The 25,166-nt window shown below is 47.2% G+C and carries 27 protein-coding genes, 1 tRNA gene and 1 pseudogene; 3 read left to right on the forward strand and 26 right to left on the reverse strand.

All coding sequences use genetic code 11. The features are described from left to right. Positions 1–3 precede the first annotated feature (3 nt). Together ptsP and ytzI are read left to right on the forward strand one after the other, a co-directional pair. Positions 4–1,722 carry a phosphoenolpyruvate--protein phosphotransferase gene (gene ptsP, locus QMA39_RS08840; protein WP_281658446.1) on the forward strand — a complete coding sequence of 573 codons (1,719 nt, stop codon included), beginning with the start codon at positions 4–6 and terminating at the stop codon, positions 1,720–1,722. 73 nt (positions 1,723–1,795) lie between these two features. After that, positions 1,796–1,969 (forward strand): YtzI protein, encoded by a 174-nt coding sequence (ytzI, locus tag QMA39_RS08845; RefSeq protein WP_156896521.1) that lies wholly within the window; start codon positions 1,796–1,798, stop codon positions 1,967–1,969. A gap of 13 nt (positions 1,970–1,982) precedes the next feature. Here ytzI and QMA39_RS08850 read toward each other — a convergent pair whose 3' ends face one another. The 11 genes from QMA39_RS08850 to QMA39_RS08900 all read right to left on the reverse strand — a co-directional run bounded on the left by QMA39_RS08850 (position 1,983) and on the right by QMA39_RS08900 (position 11,293). Continuing rightward, a complete protein-coding gene (locus QMA39_RS08850) occupies positions 1,983–2,561 on the reverse strand; it encodes a nitroreductase (RefSeq protein ID WP_281658447.1) in 579 nt (192 codons plus the stop codon). A gap of 10 nt (positions 2,562–2,571) precedes the next feature. Then, positions 2,572–3,156 carry a YdcF family protein gene (locus tag QMA39_RS08855; RefSeq protein WP_281658448.1) on the reverse strand — a complete coding sequence of 195 codons (585 nt, stop codon included), beginning with the start codon at positions 3,154–3,156 and terminating at the stop codon, positions 2,572–2,574. Between the two features lie 92 nt (positions 3,157–3,248). Further along, a complete protein-coding gene (gene eno / locus QMA39_RS08860) occupies positions 3,249–4,535 on the reverse strand; it encodes a phosphopyruvate hydratase (protein WP_160838360.1) in 1,287 nt (428 codons plus the stop codon). A gap of 14 nt (positions 4,536–4,549) precedes the next feature. Next, the gene (gene gpmI / locus QMA39_RS08865; RefSeq protein WP_281658449.1) at positions 4,550–6,088 is read right to left on the reverse strand and encodes a 2,3-bisphosphoglycerate-independent phosphoglycerate mutase; all 1,539 of its coding nucleotides are present in this window, start codon (positions 6,086–6,088) and stop codon (positions 4,550–4,552) included. Continuing rightward, the gene (gene tpiA / locus QMA39_RS08870) at positions 6,081–6,842 is read right to left on the reverse strand and encodes a triose-phosphate isomerase (protein WP_281658450.1); all 762 of its coding nucleotides are present in this window, start codon (positions 6,840–6,842) and stop codon (positions 6,081–6,083) included. Before tpiA ends, gpmI begins: the two co-directional genes overlap by 8 nt. Before the next feature lie 20 nt (positions 6,843–6,862). Then, entirely contained in the window at positions 6,863–8,044 is a 1,182-nt protein-coding gene (locus QMA39_RS08875; protein WP_281658451.1) for a phosphoglycerate kinase, read from the reverse strand. A gap of 175 nt (positions 8,045–8,219) precedes the next feature. Beyond that, positions 8,220–9,227 (reverse strand): type I glyceraldehyde-3-phosphate dehydrogenase, encoded by a 1,008-nt coding sequence (gap, locus tag QMA39_RS08880; RefSeq protein ID WP_027956325.1) that lies wholly within the window; start codon positions 9,225–9,227, stop codon positions 8,220–8,222. A gap of 36 nt (positions 9,228–9,263) precedes the next feature. Next, complete coding sequence (locus QMA39_RS08885) at positions 9,264–10,292, reverse strand: sugar-binding domain-containing protein (RefSeq protein ID WP_281658452.1); 1,029 nt, start codon at positions 10,290–10,292, stop codon at positions 9,264–9,266. Positions 10,293–10,443: 151 nt separating this feature from the next. Then, a complete protein-coding gene (locus QMA39_RS08890; RefSeq protein ID WP_281658453.1) occupies positions 10,444–10,665 on the reverse strand; it encodes a glutaredoxin family protein in 222 nt (73 codons plus the stop codon). Positions 10,666–10,737: 72 nt separating this feature from the next. Then, positions 10,738–10,962, reverse strand: a complete 225-nt coding sequence (locus QMA39_RS08895; protein ID WP_281658454.1) for a hypothetical protein — start codon at positions 10,960–10,962, stop codon at positions 10,738–10,740. Between the two features lie 255 nt (positions 10,963–11,217). Then, a tRNA-Arg gene (locus QMA39_RS08900) sits at positions 11,218–11,293 on the reverse strand. Between the two features lie 387 nt (positions 11,294–11,680). Between QMA39_RS08900 and clpP the strand changes: the two are divergent. After that, positions 11,681–12,268: pseudogene (gene clpP, locus QMA39_RS08905) on the forward strand (ATP-dependent Clp endopeptidase proteolytic subunit ClpP); the annotation flags it as partial. Positions 12,269–12,369: 101 nt separating this feature from the next. On the opposite strand, the gene QMA39_RS08910 reads toward clpP, so the two are convergent. The 15 genes from QMA39_RS08910 to QMA39_RS08980 all read right to left on the reverse strand — a co-directional run bounded on the left by QMA39_RS08910 (position 12,370) and on the right by QMA39_RS08980 (position 25,100). Next, a complete protein-coding gene (locus QMA39_RS08910) occupies positions 12,370–12,624 on the reverse strand; it encodes an HPr family phosphocarrier protein (RefSeq protein WP_281658455.1) in 255 nt (84 codons plus the stop codon). A gap of 126 nt (positions 12,625–12,750) precedes the next feature. Beyond that, complete coding sequence (whiA, locus tag QMA39_RS08915) at positions 12,751–13,707, reverse strand: DNA-binding protein WhiA (RefSeq protein ID WP_027956319.1); 957 nt, start codon at positions 13,705–13,707, stop codon at positions 12,751–12,753. Between the two features lie 34 nt (positions 13,708–13,741). After that, complete coding sequence (locus QMA39_RS08920) at positions 13,742–14,695, reverse strand: YvcK family protein (RefSeq protein ID WP_027956318.1); 954 nt, start codon at positions 14,693–14,695, stop codon at positions 13,742–13,744. 3 nt (positions 14,696–14,698) lie between these two features. Next, positions 14,699–15,583, reverse strand: a complete 885-nt coding sequence (gene rapZ, locus QMA39_RS08925) for an RNase adapter RapZ (RefSeq protein WP_027956317.1) — start codon at positions 15,581–15,583, stop codon at positions 14,699–14,701. A gap of 24 nt (positions 15,584–15,607) precedes the next feature. Further along, a complete protein-coding gene (locus QMA39_RS08930) occupies positions 15,608–16,066 on the reverse strand; it encodes an 8-oxo-dGTP diphosphatase (protein ID WP_027956316.1) in 459 nt (152 codons plus the stop codon). Between the two features lie 271 nt (positions 16,067–16,337). Further along, on the reverse strand, positions 16,338–17,288 hold the full coding sequence (gene trxB, locus QMA39_RS08935; RefSeq protein WP_206933503.1) for a thioredoxin-disulfide reductase: 951 nt from the start codon (positions 17,286–17,288) through the stop codon (positions 16,338–16,340). Between the two features lie 267 nt (positions 17,289–17,555). Continuing rightward, a complete protein-coding gene (locus tag QMA39_RS08940; RefSeq protein ID WP_027956314.1) occupies positions 17,556–18,581 on the reverse strand; it encodes a tetratricopeptide repeat protein in 1,026 nt (341 codons plus the stop codon). Between the two features lie 89 nt (positions 18,582–18,670). Continuing rightward, positions 18,671–19,294, reverse strand: a complete 624-nt coding sequence (hisIE, locus tag QMA39_RS08945) for a bifunctional phosphoribosyl-AMP cyclohydrolase/phosphoribosyl-ATP diphosphatase HisIE (RefSeq protein ID WP_206933502.1) — start codon at positions 19,292–19,294, stop codon at positions 18,671–18,673. After that, the gene (gene hisF / locus QMA39_RS08950; protein WP_206933500.1) at positions 19,291–20,049 is read right to left on the reverse strand and encodes an imidazole glycerol phosphate synthase subunit HisF; all 759 of its coding nucleotides are present in this window, start codon (positions 20,047–20,049) and stop codon (positions 19,291–19,293) included. Before hisF ends, hisIE begins: the two co-directional genes overlap by 4 nt. Further along, entirely contained in the window at positions 20,049–20,780 is a 732-nt protein-coding gene (gene hisA / locus QMA39_RS08955; RefSeq protein ID WP_281658456.1) for a 1-(5-phosphoribosyl)-5-[(5-phosphoribosylamino)methylideneamino]imidazole-4-carboxamide isomerase, read from the reverse strand. The genes hisF and hisA overlap by 1 nt, the downstream gene beginning before the upstream one ends. A gap of 13 nt (positions 20,781–20,793) precedes the next feature. Then, positions 20,794–21,423, reverse strand: coding sequence for an imidazole glycerol phosphate synthase subunit HisH (hisH, locus tag QMA39_RS08960; protein WP_281658457.1), 630 nt, complete (start codon positions 21,421–21,423; stop codon positions 20,794–20,796). Positions 21,424–21,425: 2 nt separating this feature from the next. Continuing rightward, on the reverse strand, positions 21,426–22,019 hold the full coding sequence (hisB, locus tag QMA39_RS08965; RefSeq protein WP_281658458.1) for an imidazoleglycerol-phosphate dehydratase HisB: 594 nt from the start codon (positions 22,017–22,019) through the stop codon (positions 21,426–21,428). After that, complete coding sequence (hisD, locus tag QMA39_RS08970) at positions 22,016–23,290, reverse strand: histidinol dehydrogenase (protein WP_281658459.1); 1,275 nt, start codon at positions 23,288–23,290, stop codon at positions 22,016–22,018. Before hisD ends, hisB begins: the two co-directional genes overlap by 4 nt. Beyond that, positions 23,287–23,925, reverse strand: a complete 639-nt coding sequence (gene hisG, locus QMA39_RS08975; protein WP_027956307.1) for an ATP phosphoribosyltransferase — start codon at positions 23,923–23,925, stop codon at positions 23,287–23,289. Before hisG ends, hisD begins: the two co-directional genes overlap by 4 nt. Then, positions 23,922–25,100, reverse strand: coding sequence for an ATP phosphoribosyltransferase regulatory subunit (locus tag QMA39_RS08980; protein ID WP_244877773.1), 1,179 nt, complete (start codon positions 25,098–25,100; stop codon positions 23,922–23,924). The genes hisG and QMA39_RS08980 overlap by 4 nt, the downstream gene beginning before the upstream one ends. Positions 25,101–25,166 lie beyond the last annotated feature (66 nt).

Here is a 25,166-nt window from a genome sequence, read left to right on the forward strand (position 1 = left end):
AGCATGACACAGCTTCAAGGTATTGCAGCTTCCAGCGGTATTGCCATCGCAAAAGTCTACCGTCTGGAAGCTCCGGACCTTTCTTTCGATAAAAAGAAAGTAGAAAATCCGGAACAAGAGATCTCCCGTCTTCAAGAAGCACTTGAGATCTCAAAAACAGAACTTGAAAAAATCAAGGCCCATACAAAAAAATCACTTGGTGATGAGCATGCAGAAATTTTCTCTGCCCACCTGCTCGTTCTTAGTGATCCAGAATTGATCCAGCCGATCGAAGACAAAATCAAAAATGATAACGTTAACGCAGAGGCAGCTCTTTCCGAAACAGCGAATATGTTCATCGATATGTTCAAGAACATGGACAATGAGTATATGCGCGAACGCGCTGCAGACATCAATGATGTCACAAAACGCGTAATGGCTCACCTGCTCGGCGTTACTTTCCCGGACCCTGCACTTATCAATGAAGAAGTTGTCATTGTAGCGGATGATCTGACACCTTCCGATACTGCTCAGTTGAACAAGCAGTTCGTCAAGGGATTCACAACAGATATTGGCGGACGTACTTCCCACTCAGCCATTATGGCCCGCTCTCTTGAAATCCCGGCCGTTGTCGGTACAAAAGAAATCACTTCCAAAGCTGGAAAGGATATCATGATTATTGTAGACGGCATTAACGGGGACGTAATCGTTGATCCATCTGAAGAACAGATTTCCACTTACCAGCAGAAGCAGGAAGACTTCGAGAAGCAGAAACAGGAGTGGGCGAAGCTGAAAGACGAGCCTACCCTTACCTCTGAAGGAGAGCATGTGGAGCTTGTAGCGAACATTGGTACTCCGGAAGATGTTGAAGGTGTTCTGAACAATGGCGGCGAAGGTGTCGGCCTTTACCGTACAGAATTCCTATACATGGGCAAGAGCCAGCTCCCAACCGAAGAAGAGCAGTTTGAAGCCTACTCCTCAGTACTGAAACAAATGGGTGAACAGCCTGTTGTCGTCCGTACGCTTGATATCGGTGGAGACAAGGAGCTTTCCTACCTCGACCTTCCTGAAGAAATGAACCCGTTCCTCGGGTACCGTGCGATCCGCCTGTGCCTGGAGCGTGATGATATCTTCCGCGTTCAGCTGCGTGCACTGCTGCGTGCAAGCGTCCACGGAAACTTGAAGATCATGTTCCCAATGATCGCTACTCTTGATGAGTTCCGTCAGGCTAAAGCGATCCTTGAAGAAGAGCGTGCCAACCTGACAAGCGAAGGGTACGACATTGCTGATGGCATTGAAATCGGTATGATGGTGGAAATTCCAGCGACAGCTGTCATTGCCCGCCAGTTCGCTAAAGAAGTGGATTTCTTCAGTATCGGAACCAATGACCTGATTCAATATACAATGGCTGCCGACCGTATGAACGAGCGCGTATCCTACTTGTATCAGCCATACAACCCGGCGATTCTGAATCTGATCAACAATGTCATTGAAGCTGCACACGCAGAAGGCAAATGGGCCGGCATGTGCGGAGAGATGGCCGGCGATGAGATCGCCATCCCGATCCTGCTTGGACTAGGCCTGGATGAGTTCAGCATGAGTGCCACGTCCATCCTTCCTGCCCGTACACAGATCAAGGATCTGTCCAAGAAGGAACTCGCTGCTTATAAAGATGAAATTCTTTCTATGGGGACAGCCGAAGAAGTCGTTGCCTTCATCAAAGAAAAAACGCAGATGAAATAATTTTCCTCAAAGGGCGAGGGACAATGAATCCGGCCTGTTGTGAATGACCCCTGCCATTACAAGGACGAAAGTGGTGAAGCTATTGACTTTCGCAGTCATTATGATTGTCAGTATTGGTATTGTCCTGGGCATTGCTGCATTATTCGGAATGGCTGTTCATAAAGGTTATGAATATAACCATACCGTCGACCCTCTGCCTGAGGATAAAGACGCTGTACAACCAGCAAAAAAAGCTGACACCCGCTAGGGTGTCAGCTTTTTTATGTTCGAATAACCTTCATTTTATCTCCAATATCCGTGCGTTGTTTCGCTTTTGGGATCCGCTTTGGATAGCCGATCTGAAGCACAGAAACCAGTTTATAGAAAGATGGGTCTAAACCTACTCCCTTTGCAAACTCTGGATCGTGAAGATAAGGACTGGTCGTCCAGAGTACGCCTACACCAGCTTCCCAGGCGAGCAGCTGGACATTTTGAACATACGCACATACGGCTGCATAGTCTTCTTCAAACTTGCGCTCATCTTCGTCCTTTGGCATGTAAATGAGAGCGTGGTGTGGAATCTGCAGTAGAAAATCACCAATCCCTTTTTTCAGCTGCCGGGATTTTTCTTCATCATAGCCTTGAAAGAATCCTTGACGCTCATAGCTGTCGAGCACAGCCTCTGCATAGCGCTCTTTCCCCTGTTCCTGGTAAAGATGAACATTCCATGGCTCTTTCATCCGATGGGTCGGCGCCCATGCTGCTGTACGGAAGATATTTTTCAGCACATCTTCCTCCACAAGTTTCGGTTCATATTCGTGAATCGAACGGCGTTTTTTCACCGCTTCGCCTAATTCCATCTTCTTCACCTCAAACAATCAGCAGATTGGTCAGCTGGTGCCCCATCCAGAACCCCCACTCCCGGAGGAAGAAGGGCAGCTTCGTATCCAGCGATTGATAAGCTGAATACTGGGTCGGTACACCTTTGGCAGACATCCCATAACTCTCTGCCATAGCGACGGCCCGCTTTAAATGAAACTGGTCACTGACAATTAAAAACGTTTCTAAATTTTTTTCCTCTGTTACTTCCTTTGCGTTGATGATATTGTCTTCTGTCATCAAAGAGCTGTCTTCATAAAGGATATCTTCCTCAGGGACCCCTTTTTCCAAAGCATACTCCCGTCCTACTTCTGCTTCAGAGGAAGCGGCCTGCTCACTCTTCCCGCCTGTAAAGATCAGGTAGTCCACATGCCCTTTTTCATACAGCTCAATTCCCTGCTTCAAGCGCCCCTCAAAAACCGGGCTCGGCTTGCCATTCCACTGAGCAGCTCCCAGCACGATGGCGGCATCCGCCTCAGGCGGCTGGCTGCCTTCCCCGAAGGTCCATACCGAATAAGCCGTGTATGCGCTGTACAACAGAGTGATGATCATTCCCATTGCAATGAACTTCTTCATTCGTGATCGTTCTCCTACTCCATTAACGTATGTATCTAGTTTATCACATAAAAAAGCCTCTCTGAATCCATCAGAGAGGCTTTTGAGCAGAATTACTTATTCAGGTTGTAGAAAGCTTTCTCACCAGCGTAAACGGCCGTACCAAGCAGCTGATCTTCGATACGAAGAAGCTGGTTGTATTTCGCTACGCGGTCCGTACGGGACGGAGCACCTGTTTTAATTTGACCGGCGTTTGTCGCAACAGCGATATCAGCGATCGTAGCATCTTCTGTTTCACCAGAACGGTGGGAGATGACGGCAGTATAGCCTGCGCGCTTCGCCATTTCAATGGCTTCGAATGTTTCAGTAAGTGTACCGATCTGGTTCACTTTGATAAGGATGGAGTTTCCTACACCCTCTTCAATCGCACGGGAAAGCTTTTCCGTGTTGGTTACGAACAAGTCGTCACCTACAAGCTGTACGCGGTCGCCGATACGGTCTGTAAGAAGTTTCGTACCTTCCCAGTCGTTCTCATCAAGACCATCTTCGATAGAAACGATTGGATACTTGTTCACAAGCTCTTCGTACCAGTCAACCATTTCTTCAGAAGTACGTACAACGCCTTCACCTTTCAGGTTGTACTTACCATCTTCATAAATTTCAGAAGAGGCAACGTCCATCGCAAGCTTCACTTCAGCGTCCGGCTTGTAGCCAGCTGCTTCAATCGCTTCAATGATTGTAGAAAGAGCTTCTTCGTTAGAACCTAAGTCAGGAGCAAATCCACCTTCATCACCGACACCAGTGTTGTAGCCTTTGCTGCTTAGTACTTTCTTAAGGGAGTGGAAAATTTCCGCACCCATGCGTAGAGCTTCCTTGAAAGTAGGAGCTCCTACAGGCATAACCATGAACTCCTGGATGTCCACGTTGTTGTCCGCGTGCTCTCCACCGTTAAGGATGTTCATCATTGGTGTTGGAAGAGTATTCGCTGTGAATCCTCCAAGATATTTGTAAAGAGGCTGTCCAACCACTTCGGATGCTGCATGGGCAACAGCCATGGAGACACCAAGGATCGCGTTGGCACCAAGGTTTCCTTTGTTTTCTGTACCATCAAGCTCTCTCATCATCTGGTCGATGATCACCTGCTGGGTTGCATCCATACCAATAAGTTTCGGAGCAATTTTTTCGTTCACGTTATCAACGGCGTTTTGAACACCTTTTCCTAGGTAACGGTTTTTGTCACCATCACGAAGTTCTACAGCTTCATATTCACCTGTAGAGGCACCACTTGGGACTAGAGCTGTACCGAAAGCTCCGGATTCAGTATAAACTTCAACTTCTACTGTTGGGTTACCACGAGAGTCAAGGACTTCACGTGCGTATACGTCAGTAATAAATGGCATTACATATCTCTCCCTTATTTTTTAATTAATGATTGTCCAGTCATTTCCTGCGGCTGCTCTACATGCAGCAGTTCCAGCAGGGTTGGTGAAAGATCACCAAGAATTCCGCCTTCGCGGAGATCGACGCCCTCTTTTGTCACAATGACAGGCACAGGGTTTGTCGTGTGTGCGGTCATGGCATCTCCATCCAAAGTCGTCACTTCGTCAGAGTTCCCGTGGTCCGCTGTAATAATGGCGTGTCCGCCTTTTTCGTGGATCTTATCAACGATTTTTCCGAGACATTCGTCTACAGCTTCAATCGCTTTGATTGTCGGCTCAAGCATGCCTGAGTGACCGACCATATCCGGATTGGCAAAGTTCAGGATAATCGCATTGTGCTTATCCGCATCAAGCTCGGCAAGCAGAGCGTCTGTCACTTCATAAGCACTCATTTCCGGTTGTAAATCGTACGTTGCCACTTTAGGTGAATCGATAAGGATGCGCTCTTCCCCGTCGAATTCAGCTTCGCGGCCGCCGCTCATAAAGAAGGTGACATGCGGATATTTTTCCGTTTCTGCAATACGCAGCTGTTTCATATCGTTATCCGCCAGTACTTCACCGATCGTATTTTTCAAATCGTTCGGCGGAAAGGCAATATGGCTTTTCACCTGATCACTGTACTGGGTCATGCTGACGAAATGAAGGTTTTTCGGAGCGTTCCCTCCACGATCATAGCCATCAAAATCGTCATTCGCAAATGTGCGGGACAGCTGGATCGCACGGTCAGGACGGAAGTTGAAGAAGATGATACTGTCCTCATCATCCACTTTTCCAATCGGCTGTCCATCATCATCCGTAAGAACGACAGGTTCTACGAATTCATCATAGACTTCCTGTTTGTAGGAGTCATCAATCGCCTGAATCGGATCCTGATACGTTGGACCTTCTCCGTAAGCGATCGCATCATACGCCTTCTGTACGCGTTCCCAGCGATTGTCGCGGTCCATAGCGTAGTAACGGCCGGAAATCGTAGCCATACGGCCGATGCCGATTTCCTCCATAGCTTCCTGTGCCTGCTTCACATATGTTTTGGCAGATTGCTGGCCGACGTCACGTCCATCAAGGAAAGCGTGCAGGAATACTTGGTCCATTCCTTCCTGTTTAGCCAGTTTCAGCGTGCCTTTCATATGTTCAATATGGCTGTGAATTCCACCATCAGACAACAGACCGAAGATGTGGAGGGCCTTTCCTTTTTCTTTTGCTTTTTTAACAGCATCCTTGAGAACTTCATTATTAAAGAAGTCGCCTTCACGGATCGCAAGATTAATACGGGTTAAGCTTTGATAAACCACACGGCCGGCACCAATGTTCAAGTGACCTACTTCAGAGTTCCCCATTTGGCCTGCCGGAAGTCCAACAGCTTCTCCACTCGCCGTGAGCTGAGAATGAGGGAACTGGTTCCAGTAACGGTCAAAATTTGGCGTGTTGGCCTGCTTCACGGCATTTCCGAATTCTTCATCACGGATGGCATAGCCGTCAAGAATGATTAACGCAGCTAAGTTCTGATTACTCATGCTTACCTGCCTCCACAAGTTTTAGGAAAGAATCTGCTTCAAGGCTTGCGCCTCCTACAAGAGCTCCGTCAATGTCAGACTGGGAAAGCAGCTCATCCACGTTTGCAGGTTTTACGCTTCCGCCATACTGGATGCGGACCGCATCAGCAGCATCTGCATTGACGTAGTCACTGACAACTTTACGGATGTGTGTACATACTTCATTGGCCTGCTCAGAAGTTGCTGTGCGGCCTGTACCAATAGCCCAGATCGGCTCATAGGCAATGATCGTTTCTGCACACTGCTCGTTTGTAAGTCCTTCAAGTGCTTTTTTCACTTGACTTTCTACAACATCCATAGTCTCATTGGCTTCACGCTGTTCAAGGGATTCTCCGACACAGATGATTGGAGTGAGGCCGTGTTTGAAAGCCGCGTGGACTTTTTTGTTTACCTCTTCATCCGTTTCCTTGAAGATTTCACGACGTTCAGAGTGTCCCAGGACGACGTGGGAAACGCCAAGTTCTTTCAACATAACAGGGCTGACTTCACCTGTGAAAGCACCGTTCTCTTCAAAGTGCATGTTCTGTGCACCGATTTTCAGACTCGTTCCTTCTGTTTCCTCTACAAGCTTTTGTAGAAAAGGGAATGGAGCTACAACGATGGATTCCACCTGTTCGGCAGATGGCACTTCGTTTTTAGCTGTCTGAATGAAATCTTCCGCTTCACGGTGCGTTTTGTTCATTTTCCAGTTACCTGCGATTACTTGTTTACGCATGTCTGCTTCACCTCTCCTTTTTACTTATCGTTTAGTAGAGCAACCCCGGGAAGTTCTTTACCTTCCATAAATTCAAGGGAAGCACCGCCGCCGGTGGATACGTGGTTCATATCAGATGCATAGCCGAATTTCTCAACAGCTGCTGCTGAATCTCCACCGCCGATCACGCTGTAGCCTTCTGTCTGGGAAAGAGCTTCAGCAACGGCTTTTGTACCATTGGCAAAGGATTCAATTTCAAATACGCCCATAGGTCCGTTCCAGATGATCAGATTGGATTCCTTAATTACATTAGCGTATTTTTCTCTCGTTTTCGGACCGATATCAAGCGCTTCCCAGTCTGCCGGGATGCTGTCAATCGCTACTTCTTTTTTATTGGCAGAGTCAGAGAAGTCATCAGCGACGATAACATCTTCCGGCATGTAGAAGTTCACGCCTTTTTCTTCTGCCTTCTTCATGTACTCTCTGGCTAGATCCATCTTGTCTTCTTCAAGAAGTGATTTACCGATTTCGTGGCCGAGGGCTTTTACGAATGTATAAGCCAGTCCACCGCCGATGATCAGATTGTCCACTTTATCAATCAGGTTATCAATAACGCCGATTTTGTCTTTCACTTTCGCTCCACCAACAATGGCTGTGAAAGGACGTTCAGGGTTGGATAAAGCTTTACCGAGTACATTGATTTCCTTTTCCATAAGGAAACCGGCAACGGCCGGGATATGTTCAGCTACACCCGCTGTAGACGCGTGGGCGCGGTGGGCAGCACCGAAGGCATCGTTAACGAAAAGATCAGCCATGTCTGCGAAAGCCTTCGCAAGTTCAGCATCGTTCTTTTCTTCACCAGGATGGAAGCGTACGTTTTCAATAAGAAGCACATCACCATTGTTCAATTCTGAAATGGCCTGATTAACTTCATCACCGAATACTTCATCTGTTTTTATAACCGTCTGTCCAAGAAGATCACTTAGACGGTCAGCTACAGGATCAAGACGAAGCTCCTGTACCGCTTCTCCTTTAGGTCGTCCCAGGTGACTGGCAAGAATGACTTTCGCTCCGTTTCCAGTCAGGTGCTGGATTGTCGGAAGAGCGGCTTTAATTCTTGTGTCATCTGTTACCTCTCCATCGCTCATTGGTACGTTGAAGTCTACGCGGCAGAAGACCGTTTTTCCATTTACTTCAACGTCGCGAATCGTTTGTTTATTCATAGAATGACAACCTCCTTGGTTTTAGTCGTTAAACATCTGCCCTTATGTACGTTTCCACACCTTGAAGGAACAGAAACGCAGACAAGCAGAAAACAGAAAAACAAGGATAAAGGAGGAGGACATGAGACCTCCTCCTTTCCTTCTTTTCCTAGTATTTTCTAAAAAGACTCAGATATTACAAGCCTTGGTTTTTAAGGTATACAGCCAAGTCTACGCAACGGTTGGAGTAACCAGTTTCGTTGTCGTACCAAGTGACAACTTTAACCATGTTGTTCTCAAGAGTTGCTGTAGAAAGACCATCAATGATGGAAGAGTTCGTGTTGCCATTGTAGTCAGAAGATACAAGTGGCTCGTCGCTGTATGCAAGGATTCCTTTAAGGTCGCCTTCAGCAGCTTCACGAAGTGCTTCGTTTACTTCTTCAGCTGTTACGTCTTTTTCAAGCTCCGCAACGAAGTCAACGATAGATACGTTCATTGTTGGTACACGCATAGCCATTCCGCTTAGTTTACCATCAAGGTGTGGAAGTACTTTTGCAACAGCTTGTGCAGCACCAGTAGTTGTTGGGATAATGTTTTGACCTGCAGCACGCGCACGACGGTAGTCTTTGTGTGGAAGGTCAAGGATTTGCTGGTCGTTTGTGTAAGAGTGGATCGTTGTCATCATACCACGCTTAAGACCGAACTTCTCATCAAGGATTTTCGCTGCTGGAGACAAGCAGTTCGTTGTGCAGGAAGCGTTGGAAATAACGTGATGGGAATCCTTATCATACTGATCTTCGTTAACACCCATAACGATTGTAAGGTCTTCCTGCTTCGCTGGAGCAGAGATGATGACCTTCTTAGCACCGGCGTCGATGTGTTTCTTCGCATCTTCGCGCTGAGTGAAGCGTCCTGTAGATTCGATAACAACGTCTACACCAAGATCGCCCCAGCCAAGTTGTGCTGGATCTTTTTCAGAAAGTACTTTGATTTCTTTGCCGCCAACAATCAGGTTGTCCCCGTTTGTTGTTACTTTTTCAGAAAGAGCACCGTGTACAGTGTCATACTGAAGAAGGTGTGCAAGCATATTCGCATCTGTTAGATCGTTAACCGCTACTACCTCTACATCGTTGTTGTTAAGTGCAGCACGGAATACGTTACGTCCAATACGTCCAAAACCATTAATACCAATTCTTACTGTCATGCAAAATTCCTCCTTGGATGATAAAAATCATTTTATTTAAAGGGAAAAATCCCTTATTAACTCTTGTGCAGCCCCTTCATCTGTGATGAGGACATTGCTCTGTCCGGGCTGGAAATAAGAAGCGATCGCCTGGGCCTTTGACCGGCCTCCGGCAACGGCAATAACATGCCGGGATCTGTTCAGATCCTCAAGCTGCAGACCAACGGTGCGAACCTTATGAACGATTTCACCCATCCGATTGAAGTAGTATCCAAATGCTTCCCCTACGGCTTCATACTGCTGGATCAGATCCAGCTGCTCCGGAGATGTCTTTCTCCGTTGTGCCATGGTCAATGCATCTCCAACACCATGGATAACGATGTCGGCGTGACGGATAATGTCGAGAACTTCTTTGATGGAAGGCTCTTCTTTTATCGTTTTATAGGATTCCTCGCTCAGCGGATCGGGTACATACAACAAACGGTAGTCACCTTTTGCCTTTTTTGCCATTTCCGCACAAATCGTATTGGCCTGATTTTCCACTCTTTCACCCAGGCCGCCTCTGGCAGGTACGTAAAGGCATTGATCAGCGCCCTTGAATGAGGTCATCATCTGGGCAACGGATGCCATCGTTGTTCCACCTGTAATGGCAATGGCCTGTTCAGGACTCATATGGTCTTTCAAATACTGGACACAAGCTTTTCCCATCTCTTGTTTTACCCAATTGAGCTCATCACTATCACCAGGAACAACAACAACGTAGTCCAGATTTAATTTATCCTTTAACTGTTGCTCCAAAACCTTAATGCCGGTAACTTCCTTTATAAATTCAGCCAGCTGCTCAAGGATGTTCTGCCCCTCATAGCTGAGATGCATGCCTCTTGATGTAATTTCAACAGCTCCCTGCTGATTTAAGAAGTCCACCTCGCTGCGTACCGTCCGTTCGGCAAGATTGACGTTTTCAGCCAATGCTCTTCTTCCGACGGGCTGCATGATCTGGATGTAATGAAGCAGCTGATAGCGCCTCTGAATAACGTCCAGGACATCAGGGAATAATTTTTTTTGTAGATCGATGAACGTTCTCATGGAAAAGCCCCTTCTTTGAAAAACTGCCGACTGGGATGAATTACGTCCCAGGTAGTCATATTATGTCCCGCTAGGAGCAAAAAAATATCTTATTACATTTTTTATATTAACAGTGAGGGGGTACGGGTGCAAGCAGAAAACCTATGGTTTTTTATTGTAAACGCTTTTGCAGTTCAAAGTAATCAATGGACCGGTAGTCCAGTTCCTCTTCATTGATCCTCACGACTGGTATCTCGAGAAAATACTTCTCATGAAGCTCCGGGTCTGTTTCGATATCTATTTCCGCCACTTCCACAGAAAACAAAGACAACAGGGCCCTCACTTCATCACATAACGCGCATCCGTTCTTCCTATACAGAACGACTCTCTGCATTCCATTCCCTCCCCTTATCCTATCCCTTTTGCACAGGACTTGTTCCTATTTCACAATAAAAAGGACACACATTCAAGATGCGTGCCCTTTTTTATCATAAAAGCCATTATCGATTTTGAGTTTTCTGCGATGTAAAAATTCCGCCAACCCTTCGCTTACATAGTTTTCCGGAGTTCTTTTCAGTAACTCGTAATTAAACGACAACTTCTGCTGCTTCTGCATATCAAACACGTGAATCCGCCGGTCTTCAGACACTTGTTCGGTCGACAAGATTTTGTAACGGATTAGGTTTGTCATAGATACCCCTCTTCTAAATAAAGCGAAAAGTCCTACAGTACATAAAATAATCATAACATACGACGCCTCATTTAGAAACTACATTGAAATAACTTACCCAAATAAACGTTCGTATAACTTTCGTAAGATTACTGTTCATAAAATGTTTAAATAACATGCATGTAACTGTCAGCTTTATCCTACTGTCATTATACCATAATAACATTGGAAATATAAAAAAATAGACCTTCCTAAAGGAAGGTCTATTTTAGACAGCGCGCCTGAGAGGATTCGAACCCCCGACTGACGTAGAACCGGAATCTACCGCTCTATCCGACTGAGCTACAGGCGCAGAAGCGACATGCAAATACTATTATAATGAATGACCCTTGATTACGCAACCCGTTTTTTAAAAATAATTTCATTTGGTACGACTACTCGTTATAAAACGATCCACCGTCCGTCGGGCGTCCCTGCAACTCCGCAGAATTCTTCCTGTACAGTGACAGAGAAGCGAGGTCTTAAAACAATTATATAGGAAGATCCCCGGATGTTCCACGGATTTTTATATCCTACGTTTATTACAGACAATTAAGGGTATGATGGTAGAAGGAATCCGTCTCTTCCGTCTGATTTAACGGCTGCGGATATCGTCGATTGTTTTTGTTTGACCTTTATTGACCTTAAAGGTATGATGAATGTATCTCAAAGATAATCAAGTGATGATAAGGAGGAACTTACAATGAATTTAGTCCCTACAGTTATTGAACAAACAAACCGGGGAGAGCGTGCTTATGACATCTACTCCCGCTTACTTAAAGACCGTATCATTATGCTTGGCAGCCCGATTGATGACAACATCTCGAACTCTGTTGTAGCACAGCTGTTGTTCCTTGCAGCAGATGACCCTGAAAAAGATATTTCCCTATACATTAACTCACCAGGTGGTTCCATTACTGCAGGAATGGCGATCTACGATACGATGCAGTTCATCAAGCCGAATGTATCTACCATCTGCACAGGTATGGCAGCATCTATGGGTGCCTTCCTTCTGAACGCTGGTGAGCCTGGGAAGCGTTATGCTCTTCCAAACAGTGAAGTCATGATCCACCAGCCACTAGGCGGTACACAGGGTCAGGCATCTGACATTGAAATTCACGCAAAGCGTATCATCAAAATGCGCGAGAAACTGAACCAGATTCTTGCCGAACGTACAGGTCAGCCGTACGAGGTCATCGAACGCGATACAGACCGCGACAACTTCATGTCTGCACACGAAGCTGTTGAGTACGGACTAATCGACAAAGTGATGGAAAAGAACGTTTAATGACATCTCTTAAAAATCCGCTGGAACTCCAGCGGATTTTTTTATGTTTTATATGAGAACGTTCTCTTATTCGACACGTTCATTGATTCACATAATGAAGCTTACGCAGGTTGCACAAATGCCGTTAACATTTGAATGGCCTGTTCTTCATCAGAGCCATCTGCGATAATTTTCACTTCTTCGTCGGTGCCTACCGCAAGACTCATTAACCCCATGATACTTTTTGCATTCACACGTTTTTCCTCTTTCTCAATGAAGATGTCCGCGGAAAATTTATTAGCTTCCTGAACAAACAAGGCAGCAGGTCTTGCCTGAAGGCCGGTTTCCAATTCAATTTTAATCGTTTTTTCCAACACTGGTCATTCTCCTTTCTTGTTCACGCCACTTTTGTAAGCGTTATCAAATGGGTGAAAAAAGAACGCTCTCCTTACGAAAGCGTTATAATTGTCTTTTATTATAGCACGAATGAATTCGAAGATGAATCAGTTTCTGGACTTTTCTGTGACTTCACCTTTTCTAACCCGGTCAGCGAATTCATCAATTTTTCTCAGTCTGTGGTTAATGCCGGATTTACTGATTGTTCCGCCGGAAACATACTCCCCCAGTTCCTTCAGCGAAACTTCCTGATATTGAAGACGAAGAGAAGCAATCTCTTGAAGCTTATCCGGAAGAGCCTCCAGTCCTACTGTACGCTTGATAAATTTTATATTCTCCACCTGGCGGAAGGCCGCACCAATGGTTTTATTCAGGTTGGCCGTCTCGCAGTTCACCAGACGGTTTACGGAATTTCTCATATCTCTGACAATCCGGACATCTTCGAACTTGAATAACGCCTGATGGGCTCCGATATTGCTGATCAGCTCTGTAATCTTATCGGCTTCTTTCAAGTAAGTGATATACCCTTTTTTCCTGCTCAGCGTCCGGGCATGCAGGTCAAAGCTGTTCATCAGCTTACACAACGCCTCGTTGTGTTCCTCATCCGCAGAATAAATTTCCAGGTGATAAGACGAAGTTTCCGGATTATTGACAGAACCTCCGGCAAGAAAGGCCCCTCTCAAATACGCCCGTTTACAACTCGTATCTTTCAAATACTTCTTTGGGATATTTGGGTTAATGGATAACGGCCCTTTTAATATTTCAAGGTCCTCCAATACAACATCCGCCTTTTCCGCAAGTCTTACAATATATACATTATTCTTCTTCAAACGCATTTTTTTACGAACGAGAAGTTCAACAGGGTATGGGTAAATCTTCTTGATCAGTGTATAAATCCTGCGGGCAATAGCCGCGTTTTCCGTCTGCACATCCAGAATGTACTGGCGGTTCGATAAGGAGAACGTTCCATTCATCCGGACGAGCGCAGCCAGTTCCGCTTCCATCGAACCCATATCTGCTTCTACGTTTGTCAGCTCTTTTTTTATTTCAGATGCAAAGGACATTCCGATCCCCCCTTTCCTAACAACAATGACTTTCTTAAAGCATGGAATGTAAAAGACGCGCCAATTTAGCTGTATCATGGCGCAGCATCACTTTATCATGATCAATAATATCTTCTTCAATCACTTGGACACCCATCGATTTGATCCGGTCAATATCATAAATCACCGGTTCAGCATTTTCTTCGGCATACTTTTTACGGACCTGCTGGTCGATGGGTCTGTTGTGCACAATTACTGACTGTACCACGTCACGGCCGATGTGATCAACCAGTGCCTGGATATGATCACCTGCAGAATAGCCGGACGTTTCGCCTTCCTGGGTCATAACGTTGCAGATATACGTTACTTTTGCCTTCGTTTCTTTCAGCGCATGACCAATTTCAGGAATGATAATGTTCGGCAGGATGCTCGTATATAGACTGCCCGGAGCTATAACAATTAAATCTGCCGAATGAATGGCTTCCACAGCTTCCGGAAGCGGCTGGACCGGTGTTGGACTGACAAACACCCGTTTTATTCGTTTTCCTTGTTTCGGTATGCTTGATTCCCCGGTTACGATCGTTCCGTCCTCCATTTCCGCGTGAAGGTTCATGCTGTGGTTGGCAATGGGATATATATTTCCGCGGACATTCAACACCCGGGAGATTTCCTTAATCCCTTTATAAAAATCCCCTGTCATGGACGCCATGGCTGCCAGAAGGAGATTTCCCATAGAATGGCCGGAAAGGCCGTTACCGTTGGAAAAACGATGTTGAAACAAGTCAAGCAGCATAGGCTCTGCATCTGACAGAGCGGCTACCACATTCCGGATATCTCCCGGAGCAGGGATGGCCATTTCCGTTCGGAGTCTCCCTGAACTCCCCCCGTCATCAGCAACCGTTACGATGGCTGAAAGATCAACTGGTAATTTTTTCAGTCCCCGCAGGAGGACGGGCATTCCGGTGCCGCCCCCGATGACGACGACACGCGGCTTCGTCTTTGAATCCATCTATTACAAACCCTTCCTTTTTTCGATATCCCTGTGGGTTACGTGGGTCACGAAATCGCTTGAGAAATATTCGGATAGATGCTCCGCCAAAGCTACAGAGCGGTGCTGGCCTCCGGTACAGCCGATGGCGATAACAAGCTGACTTTTGCCTTCCCGTTTATATTGGGGAAGCATGAACTGAAGCAGATCCTTCAGCTTTTCCAGGAACTTCTGTGTATCGCTCCACTTGAACACATAGGAGGACACCTCGGAATTCAGACCTGTCAGCGGACGCATCTGCTCCACGTAATGGGGGTTGGGTAGAAAACGCACGTCAAACATTAAATCCGCATCAATCGGCACCCCGTATTTGAAGCCGAAGGACACCATCTGAACCGAAAATACCTGCTGTTCCTTCTGTCTGTAGCTTTCAATAATACGCTCCCGCAGTTCCTTCGGCTTCAATGAAGTAGTATCAATGATCGTCTGGGAACGGCCTCTAAGCTCATCAAGCATTTTTCGTTCTTTACGGATCCCCTCAAGAGGAAGTCCTTCTTTGGCAAGCGGGTGGGAGCGGCGTGTTTCTTTATACCTTGAAACGAGGGATTGGTCCTCTGCATCAAGGAAAAGAATATGCTCCTGCAGCCAGTTTTCTTTCCCCAGCTTGTCCAGTGAATCAAAAAGCGCATCGAAAAATTCCCGCCCTCTCAAATCCATGACAAGAGCCACATTCTGTATGTTGTTGCTGGAGTCCTTCATCAATTCCAGGAATTTAGGCAGAAGGGCAGGCGGCAGGTTGTCCACACAAAAAAAACCGAGATCTTCAAAGCTTTGAACAGCCACGGTTTTCCCTGCCCCTGACATTCCAGTAATAATTACCAGCTGAGTTTCATTTGCATCTACATGCATCTCCATCGCTCCCCATTCGTCAGGTCATGACGGATCCAGATCCTGATCGATCAGTTGGAAATCCGTCGTATATACAAATGTTCCATAAAGTTGGTGATCACTGCTTAGAATATGTCTGAATATCTCACGGTCACCCTCAGCCATGGGCTTGTTCAGCACTTCATCGACAGGGACCCATTCCAGTTCACCTTCTTCACTTTCCTCAAGCAGTTCACCAGTATAACTCGTCGTATAAAAGGTGAACATCATCCATTCCTGAGCCGTCTTTTCCTCTTCCCTCATGATAAAAGTAAAAGATCCCCTCAGTTCAGGGTTTTCAATATCAAGTCCTGTTTCCTCTTTAAACTCACGCACAGCTGAATCCTTAATGTTTTCTCCAGGTTCCATTTTTCCTCCAGGAGCTACATACCAGCCTCTGCGCGGTTTTTTAAGCATCAATATTTTGTCATTTGAACGTAAAACACAATTGGCTACACGCTGCATCGTTCGTACGTCACCTCATTTTCTGTCTGGAGGGCATCTCCCCCCATTATACAATGAATACACACACGGCAACAATATCATGAGCTGATTTTCCGAAAGGACCTCTTTGAAAGAAAGACATCGTTCAAGACTTGATCATAAAAAAAAGACACAGATGAGAAGCACCTGTGTCTTATAGAGCGAACTCTATTAAAAGGGGGTCAATTAATTATCTTCAGCGTAACAAAAGAATATTTCACAGATGTTACATCAGCGTTAAAATATTATATCTTTAATTGACGACTTTTAATTCCTCTAGAAGATTCTCAATATAGTGCTGTGCAGACTGGGCTGCAATACTGCCGTCACCTGTTGCTGTAACAATTTGACGCAGTTCTTTTTCACGGATATCTCCGGCTGCGAAGACGCCCGGCACTTTCGTTTCCATATTTTCGTCCGTTTCAATGTAGCCCTGCTCATTGGTAATGCCAAGGCTTGTGAACGGCTGGCTCAACGGGATCATACCAATATAGATGAATGCTCCATTGGTATCGAAATCATATTCTTCATCTGTTTTTCTGTTATGAAGAGTGACACTGCCGACCTTTCCATCTTTATCATTGATGGTCTTGACAACTGTATCCCAGATGAAATCAATTTTATCATTATCAAAGGCACGATCTTGAAGGATTTTCTGAGCGCGCAGTTCGTCACGGCGGTGCACAATTGTTACCTTGCTCGCAAAGCGGGTCAAGTACACACCTTCTTCTACGGCAGAGTCTCCGCCGCCGACAACGACAAGCTCTTTATCCCGGAAGAAAGCCCCATCACATACGGCGCAGTAGGATACACCGCGTCCTCCAAGCTCTTTTTCACCAGGGACGCCGAGTTCTTTGTACTGGGCACCTGTCGTTACGATGACAGCACGGGCTTTGTACTCTTTATTGCCTGCTCTCACTGTTTTATATTCTTTCCCGTCGATTACTTCTTTAATATCGCCATAGGCATATTCTGCCCCAAACTTCTTCGCATGGTCGAACATTTTATTAGAAAGGTCCGGTCCAAGAATGCTTTCATAGCCCGGGTAGTTTTCTACATCTTCTGTATTGGCCATCTGTCCGCCTGGAATTCCACGCTCGATCATGAGCGTATCCAGATTCGCACGAGACGTATAAACGGCTGCTGTCATACCAGCAGGGCCGGCGCCAGCGATAATTACATCATAAATACGTTCTTCACTCATCTATCTTCAACTCCTTATGATTCCAAATCACTTGTTGTTTCCTGTACATATCATAGTAAATCATACGAAAACCGTCCATTAATGTGCTTATAAGAGGAGCGGGAGGCGCTTAAACCGCAGCAGGACAGGAACAGGCCGCACCTTTTCATGGCAGCACATACATACGAAAACAGACCTTCGAAGAAAAGTTTCTCCTCTTCAGCAAAGATCTGCTTCAGCGTTTCCGGTCAGAGAGAAAGACCCTGCTGTTTCCTCTGCCCGTGGTTGTTAAACCTGATCCGACCAGGGACCGCCTTCTTCAGCCATTGGAGGGAACTGCTTGCAGCCCTTTTCCCACATTTGAAGAGCCTTTGCCGGCTGCCCTGTATGATAAAGTGCGATGCTGTACCATTTGTAGTACACCCGTCTTCTCACAACCTGTTTATCCTTCAGTGCCCGGAACCGTTCGATGGATTCCTGATAAAACCCTGCACGTGCCAGTGTTTCGGCTACAGCCAGCTTCTGCTGTTCGTGCATGGGAAAGACGTTGCGCAGCTGATGGATATGATGCATCGCTTCTTCCTGCTGCCCATTTTTCAAATGGAATACAGCAAGATTTACGTGGCTGTGAATGTCAGAAGGGTCCTCAGCTATAATCGAGCGCTCGAGATTCACCGCTTCTTCCTCGCTGCCGTTCATATAAAGAGCGAAGGCATACTTATGCTTCGCCATCGTAAACTCAGGGAACATGTCCATCATTTCTTCAAGAAGCTGAAGTGCCTGCTCCCACTCTTCCTGTTCCAAATGATAAAAGGCAGTTTCCTGATAAATCAAAAGCTCATCTTCATCTTCGAAAGCCCACTCGTCCTCATCCTCTTCTTCCTCTTCCTCAAGCGAATCCAGCATTTCCTTTAACTGTTCAGCTGCTTCCTCAAATTCCCCATCACCTGGTTGTTCGAGGTACGTGTCCACGTATTTTTTCGCATCACTGAGCAGACCAAGATGAGCGTAATTGTTCGCCATCAAGTAATAGCAGTCGACGTATTCCTTACCGAAATTGGCGAGCACTTCCGTCAACACCTGGTTGGCTGCATGATAAGAGCCAACTTCCGTGTAGACCACTGAAAGCTGGCATGGGTATAGAGGTTCTTCGGGAGAGGCTTCGATAGCTTTCTTCAGCCACTTGACAGCGGCATTGAAACGACGCTTTTGAAAAGCCTGGATCCCATGGGTAAAATAAAACTTACCTGAAGGCAGAAATGGGATAACATTCGTATTCTGTCGTGCCGCTGTCCCTTTTACTGATGTTGTCATGACTGTCCCCCTAATACGTATCAAATCTCACTAATTATGCAGTATAACATAAATAGGAAGCGAGAAATAGGAGAAAAAAGGAATCTCTCTTAGGAATGTCTTTCCTCCAACACACGCAGGACATCATCAAGCGGTACACCTCGATCTGTCAAAATCATAAGCAGGTGGAAAAGAAGATCGGCAGATTCCAGTGCCATCTCAGCCGGGTCATCGTTTTTAGCCGCAATAATCACTTCTCCGGCTTCTTCTCCAATTTTCTTGGCAATCCGGTCGACACCTTCCTGGAAAAGCTTGGACGTGTAAGAGTCTTCTGGTAGAAGAGACTTCCGCTCCGCCAGGACCGACTGGAGCTCATCAAGAATGCCATAGCGGTTTTCTTTTGCTTCTGTCTGTTCACCGGACAGTGTTTCAGAAAAACAGCTGTAGCTTCCCGTGTGACAGGCCGGTCCGGCCGGAATCACCTGCACGAGCAGAGCGTCCTGATCACAGTCGTACTTGATCTGTTTCACCTGCTGAGTATTTCCGGACGTCTCCCCTTTGTGCCACAGTTCTTTTCTGGAACGGCTGTAAAAGACCGTTTCTCCAATCTTCAGTGTTTTTTCAAGAGATTCCTTATTCATATAAGCGAGGGTCAATACTTCTTTTGAGCGCTCATCCTGGACAATCGCCGGTACCAGGCCCTGCTCGTCAAATTTCACTTCATTGATGTTCATCGGATCGGCACCCCTTTATCTTTTAAGTAACGTTTCACGTTTCCTACAGATGTTTCTTTATAGTGGAAAATGGAAGCGGCAAGGGCCGCATCCGCATCCACCTTTGTAAACACATCATAAAAATGCTCACTGGAACCGGCACCACCGGAAGCAATGACCGGTACGCTTACGACGCTTTGAACAGCTTCCAGCATCGGCAGGTCAAAACCAGTCTTCTCTCCATCCTTGTTCATGGAAGTGAGCAGAATTTCACCCGCCCCACGTTTCACCGCTTCCTGAGCCCAATCGGTGAGAGACCACTCGGTCGGCGTCCGGCCTCCGTGCGTATAAACGACCCAGTTATCAGATGGTTCGTCATATCTGGCATCAATCGCGACGACGATGCACTGGCTGCCAAAATAATCGGCGCCTTCGGTAATTAATTCAGGGCGCTGGACGGCAGATGAATTCAAGGACACTTTATCGGCTCCATTTCTCAATGTCTCTTTAATATCCTCAAGTGTACGGATACCACCACCGACAGTAAAAGGAATCGCAAGCTCTGAGGCGACCGAGCGGACGACATCAATCATCGTTTTCTTCCCTTCGTGACTGGCAGATATATCAAGGAAAACGAGCTCATCGGCTCCCTGCTCATCATAGACTTTGGCAAGTTCAACTGGATCCCCGGCGTCTCTGATATCGACAAACTGAATCCCTTTGACGACCCGTCCTTCTTTTACATCAAGACATGGAATAATCCGTTTGGAAAGCATTACTCCACCTCCAAATCGAGGGCATCTTCTAATGTGAACTGGTTCGTATACAGTGCCTTTCCTACGATCGATCCCGCCACATTCCGATCACGGTACTGTTTTAATTCCTGAAGATCACCAAGGTCCTTGATGCCTCCGGAAGCGATGACATCCCCCCCGGCTTCCTCAGCCAGACGGACGATTTCCTTTGTATTCGGTCCTGCCAGCATCCCGTCTTTAGCTATATCTGTGTAGATGAATGTCCGGGCACCAGCTTCCACAAGCTCTTTCGCCAGATCGACCGCCTTGATTTCCGACTGCTCCAGCCATCCGGCTGTGGAGACATACCCATCCCTTGCATCAAGCCCGATGGCGATGCGGCTGCCGTATTTGGCCAGCAGCTCTTTCGTTGTTTCAATATCACTGACAGCGAGGGAACCAATAATGACGCGGTCGACACCCTGGTCCAGATAATATTTCACATCCGCTTCAGAACGAATACCGCCGCCAATCTGAATACGGCTGTTCAGTCTTCTGGCTGCCTGAAGCACAAATTCAGCATTTTGCCTGGATCCTTCTTTCGCTCCATCCAGATCCACCATATGGATCCATGATGCTCCGGCTTCTGCGAACTGTCCGGCAATCTCAAAGGGGTTTTCCCCATAAATGGTCTCTTTATCAAAGTCTCCCTGCTCCAACCGCACACATTTTCCGCCGCGCATATCGATAGCAGGATAAATCGTAAAACTCATCTCGTGCCCCTCCTTATTGTCTGCACATCATCCGGCAGAAGTTTTCCAACAGCTGCATACCTGCACGACCGCTTTTTTCCGGGTGGAACTGACTGGCCACGACGTGATCCCGTCCTACAATGGCCGGTACGTCGCTGTGATAATCCGCCGTGGCATATAAAATATCCTCGTCCTCTGTGACGGCCGCATAGGAGTGAACGAAGTAGACGTACTCGTTCTCCACATCGGTCAATAGCTCTTTTTCCGGACGCCGGATGTTCATCTGGTTCCATCCCATGTGAGGTACTTTGTAGGCCCGGCCGTTTTCATCGATCCCGGAAAAGCGGCGGATGGTCCCTGGGAAAATGCCCAGTCCATCTGTCCAGCCGCCTTCTTCACTGCTTTCAAAAAGCAGCTGCATGCCAAGACAGATGCCGTACAACGGCACTCCTTCCTCCACTTTCTTGTGGATAAAACCGATAAACTGGTGCTCTGCCAAGGCTTTCATCGCATCCGGGAAAGCTCCCACTCCAGGCAGGATATAGCCGTCACATCCGTGAAGCTGATCAGGGCGGTCCCCGATTTTGTATTCGATATTCAAACGCTCCAGTGCTTTTGAAACACTGAAGAGGTTTCCCATGCCGTAATCAATCACACCGATCATGTTTACAAACTCCCCTTCGTACTCGGAACTCCCTTTACCCGTGGATCAATCTGTGTAGCTTCATCCAACGCGCGTGCCAAGGCTTTGAACATGGCTTCAATAATGTGGTGGGTGTTGTGTCCGTGGTGGAGGACGATATGCAGATTCATTCTTGCTTCTACCGCAAGCTTCCAGAAAAATTCATGGACATTTTCGGTATCAAAGGTCCCTACTCGATCTTTCGGAAGCTCTGCACGCCATTCCAGATGAGGGCGGTCACTTAAGTCAACGGCTACCGTGACGAGCGTTTCATCCATCGGGAGAGTCATCGATCCATAACGTTTCATTCCGAATTTATCGCCTACCGCCTGCCGCAGCGTCTGGCCGAGGCAGATGCCGATATCCTCGGTTAAATGGTGGTCGTCCACCTCCACATCTCCATAGCCTCTGACCGTCAGATCAAAGAGGCCGTGCTTAGCGAACAGCTCCAGCATATGGGAAAGGAATGGAACCTGTACGTCCAGATCTGCCTTCCCCTTACCGTCGATCGTGAAATCGAGGCTGATATCTGTTTCTCTTGTTTTTCGTTCGATGCTGGCGTTGCGTCGTTCTGTCATGTCCAGCGCTCCTTTCTGATTTCAACGGCCCGGGCGTGGCCTTCAAGGCCTTCCAGTCTGGCGAAGCGGGCAATTTTGTCTGCATTCGTCTTCAAGGCCTGTTCACTGTAGGATATGATACTCGATTTTTTCACAAAGTCATCGACATTCAGCGGGCTGGAAAAACGGGCCGTCCCGTTGGTGGGGAGGACATGGTTCGGTCCTGCGAAATAATCCCCGACCGGCTCACTGCTGTAGGGACCGAGGAAAATCGCCCCTGCATGCTTAATCTTCGCGAGATCATCAAAAGGCGATGCGGTCATCACTTCAAGGTGCTCCGGCGCCATTTCATTGACGGCCGCAATCGCTTCTTCATGATCCCTGCACAAAACGATCATCCCGTAGTCTTCCACGCTTTTTCCGGCGATTTCCTTGCGTGGAAGTTTCTCAACCTGCTGCAGCACCGCTTCTTTGACATCCTCAGCGAGCTGAGAGCTTGTCGTTACAAGGACACTTGATGAGCGGGCGTCGTGTTCCGCCTGGGACAACAGATCAGCAGCAATTTCTTCTGCTTTCGCTGTCTCATCAGCAAGCACAGCGATTTCACTTGGTCCTGCGATCATATCGATATCGACATCCCCGAACACCTCCCGCTTGGCAAGGGCTACAAAAACATTCCCCGGTCCTGTGATTTTATCGACAGCCGGAATCGTTTCCGTACCATAGGCAAGAGCGGCAACCGCCTGGGCTCCCCCCACTTTATACACATGTTCCACGCCGAGGATGTGGGCTGCAAGCAGCACACCGGCAGGCACTTGTCCGTCTTCTCCGGGCGGGGTTACCATGACGATCTTTTCAACGCCGGCTGCTTGAGCCGGAATGACGTTCATGAATACAGAAGATGGATAAGCCGCTGTTCCCCCCGGCACGTAAACGCCGGCCGCATCAATCGGCGTAATCTTCTGTCCGAGCAACGTCCCGTCTGGATTCGTATCGAACCATGAGGAGGTTTTTTGTTTCTCATGAAAAGCGCGGATGTTAGCCGCTGCTTCTTCCAGGATGCTGACAAACTCCCCATCGACGGATTCATAGGCCTGTTCAAACTCTTCTTTTGTCACTTTCATTTTCTCAAGGGTGACACCGTCGAACTGCTCCGTAAAGTCACGCACAGCCTGATCTCCCTCTTGTTTCACCCGGGCAATGATATTCTGGACTGATGCGCGCTGCTCTTGTGTTCCCTGATCAACACTGCGCTTTAACGAAGGCAGGTCCGTTCTATTGATGATTCTCATGTCCGGATCCCCTCCATCACTTCACTTAAATTGGTAACCATCTGTTCAATCTCTGTACTTTTCAGCCGGTAGCTGACAGGGTTCACGATCAGACGCGAAGTAATATCGGCAATCTTTTCATATTCGACAAGACCGTTTTCCTTCAGTGTCCGTCCGGTGGATACTATATCGACAATACGATCCGCAAGTCCGATCAATGGCGCAAGCTCAATCGATCCATTCAAGGGAATGATTTCGATCTGCTCTCCTTGTTCACGGAAATAATCGGAGGCGACCTTCGGATATTTGGTTGCAATTTTAGGTGCGATCCGGCTCAGCGGCTGATCCGGAAGCCCGGCAACCGCTACGTAGCATGGGCTGATTTTCAAGTCCAGCACTTCATAGACATCACGATCCTGTTCCAAAAGGACGTCCTTACCGGCAATGCCGATATCAGCTGCTCCGTATTCTACATACGTGACAACATCCATCGGTTTAGCCATCATGACCCGGATGTTCTGGTCCGGAAACTCGAGGATTAATTTACGGGAATCATCGAGATCGGCTCCAAGTTCATAGCCGGCCTTTTCCATAAGAGCCGCCGCTTCTTTATAGATCCGCCCTTTCGGCATAGCAATTGTCAAAGGCTTACTCATTCTGATTTCCCTCCTTTTTTCGTTAAATCAACCGTTTGGGAAAGCTCCTGCTGGAAGGCTTGGATATCAGGGATCTGATCCACGTGCTGCAGCAGGACCGCGTACCCTTCCTGTCGGTATTTCTTCGCTTCTTCAATGCCCAGGCTGTGTGTTTCATCGTCTACAATAACAGCCATGCGCTCGTCTTCGTCCTCCTGGTCATTCAAGGCTTCCACTAAACGCTCCAGATGAATGGCGAACCCTGTTGCCGATGCATTGAGCTGGAAAGAAGGAAGGAGTGTATCGTAGCGCCCTCCATTGCAGAGCATGGCTCCCAAGTGAGGAGCGTAGCCTTCAAACAGGACTCCTGTGTAATAATCCATATGACTGATCAGATTCAAATCAAACTGAATGTACTGCTGCACCCCGTACTGCTCCAGAAGCCTGTGGAGCTGTTTTAATTCATTCACTGCCTGCATGCAGGACTGATTGCGGGCAAGCGAGCGGCTGTATTCAAAGATTTCTTCTCCGCCTTTCAACGTGAGCAGCTGGAGAAGGGATTGTTTTTTATCCGCCGGAGCATCCAGGGATTTGACGGCTTCTTTATAGCCGACATAATTTTTTCGGTAAAGGTAGTTCAGCAGCTCATCGATCGTTTCCTGATCATCTCCAAGCAGATCGTTGAAAAAGGCTTTCACGTACCCGATGTGTCCGACCGTAATAACAAAGTCGTCCAGCCCCGTCTGCTTTAAGGATTCAACAAGAAGAGCAATCACTTCCGCGTCTCCATAAGAAGAATGATCGCCAATGAGTTCTGTTCCCACTTGTTCAAACTGGGCAGGCTTTCCTCCTTCTGCCTGCTGTGCACGGAAGACCGGACCGTCATAGGCCAGACGGAGAGGGAACTCACTGTTTTTCAGCTGAGAAGCCGCCACGCGCGCAATGGGAGCCGTCAAATCCGGACGGAGGACAAGTGTATGCCCCTGCTGGTCAAGCAGCTTGAACAGCTGCTGATCAAGTGTGGCACTCACCTGACCGACGGTATCGTGATATTCCATAATCGGCGTATCCATAAACGAATAGCCGTAAGATAGGATCGTTTCCGATAAATTTCTTCTTGCTTTCGATTTTTGTTTATAAAAAAAGGGAAGCGTGTCCCGCATTCCCAAAGGTTTTTCAAACATCAGACGTTTCACCAATGGAACCCATCCTTTCATCAAATCCTTTAGCTTGCTAATATGCTAACATGATAAAGATGACGC

The sequence above is a fragment of the Halobacillus sp. Cin3 genome, assembly GCF_947311855.1.
Classification (GTDB): domain Bacteria; phylum Bacillota; class Bacilli; order Bacillales; family Halobacillaceae; genus Halobacillus; species Halobacillus kuroshimensis.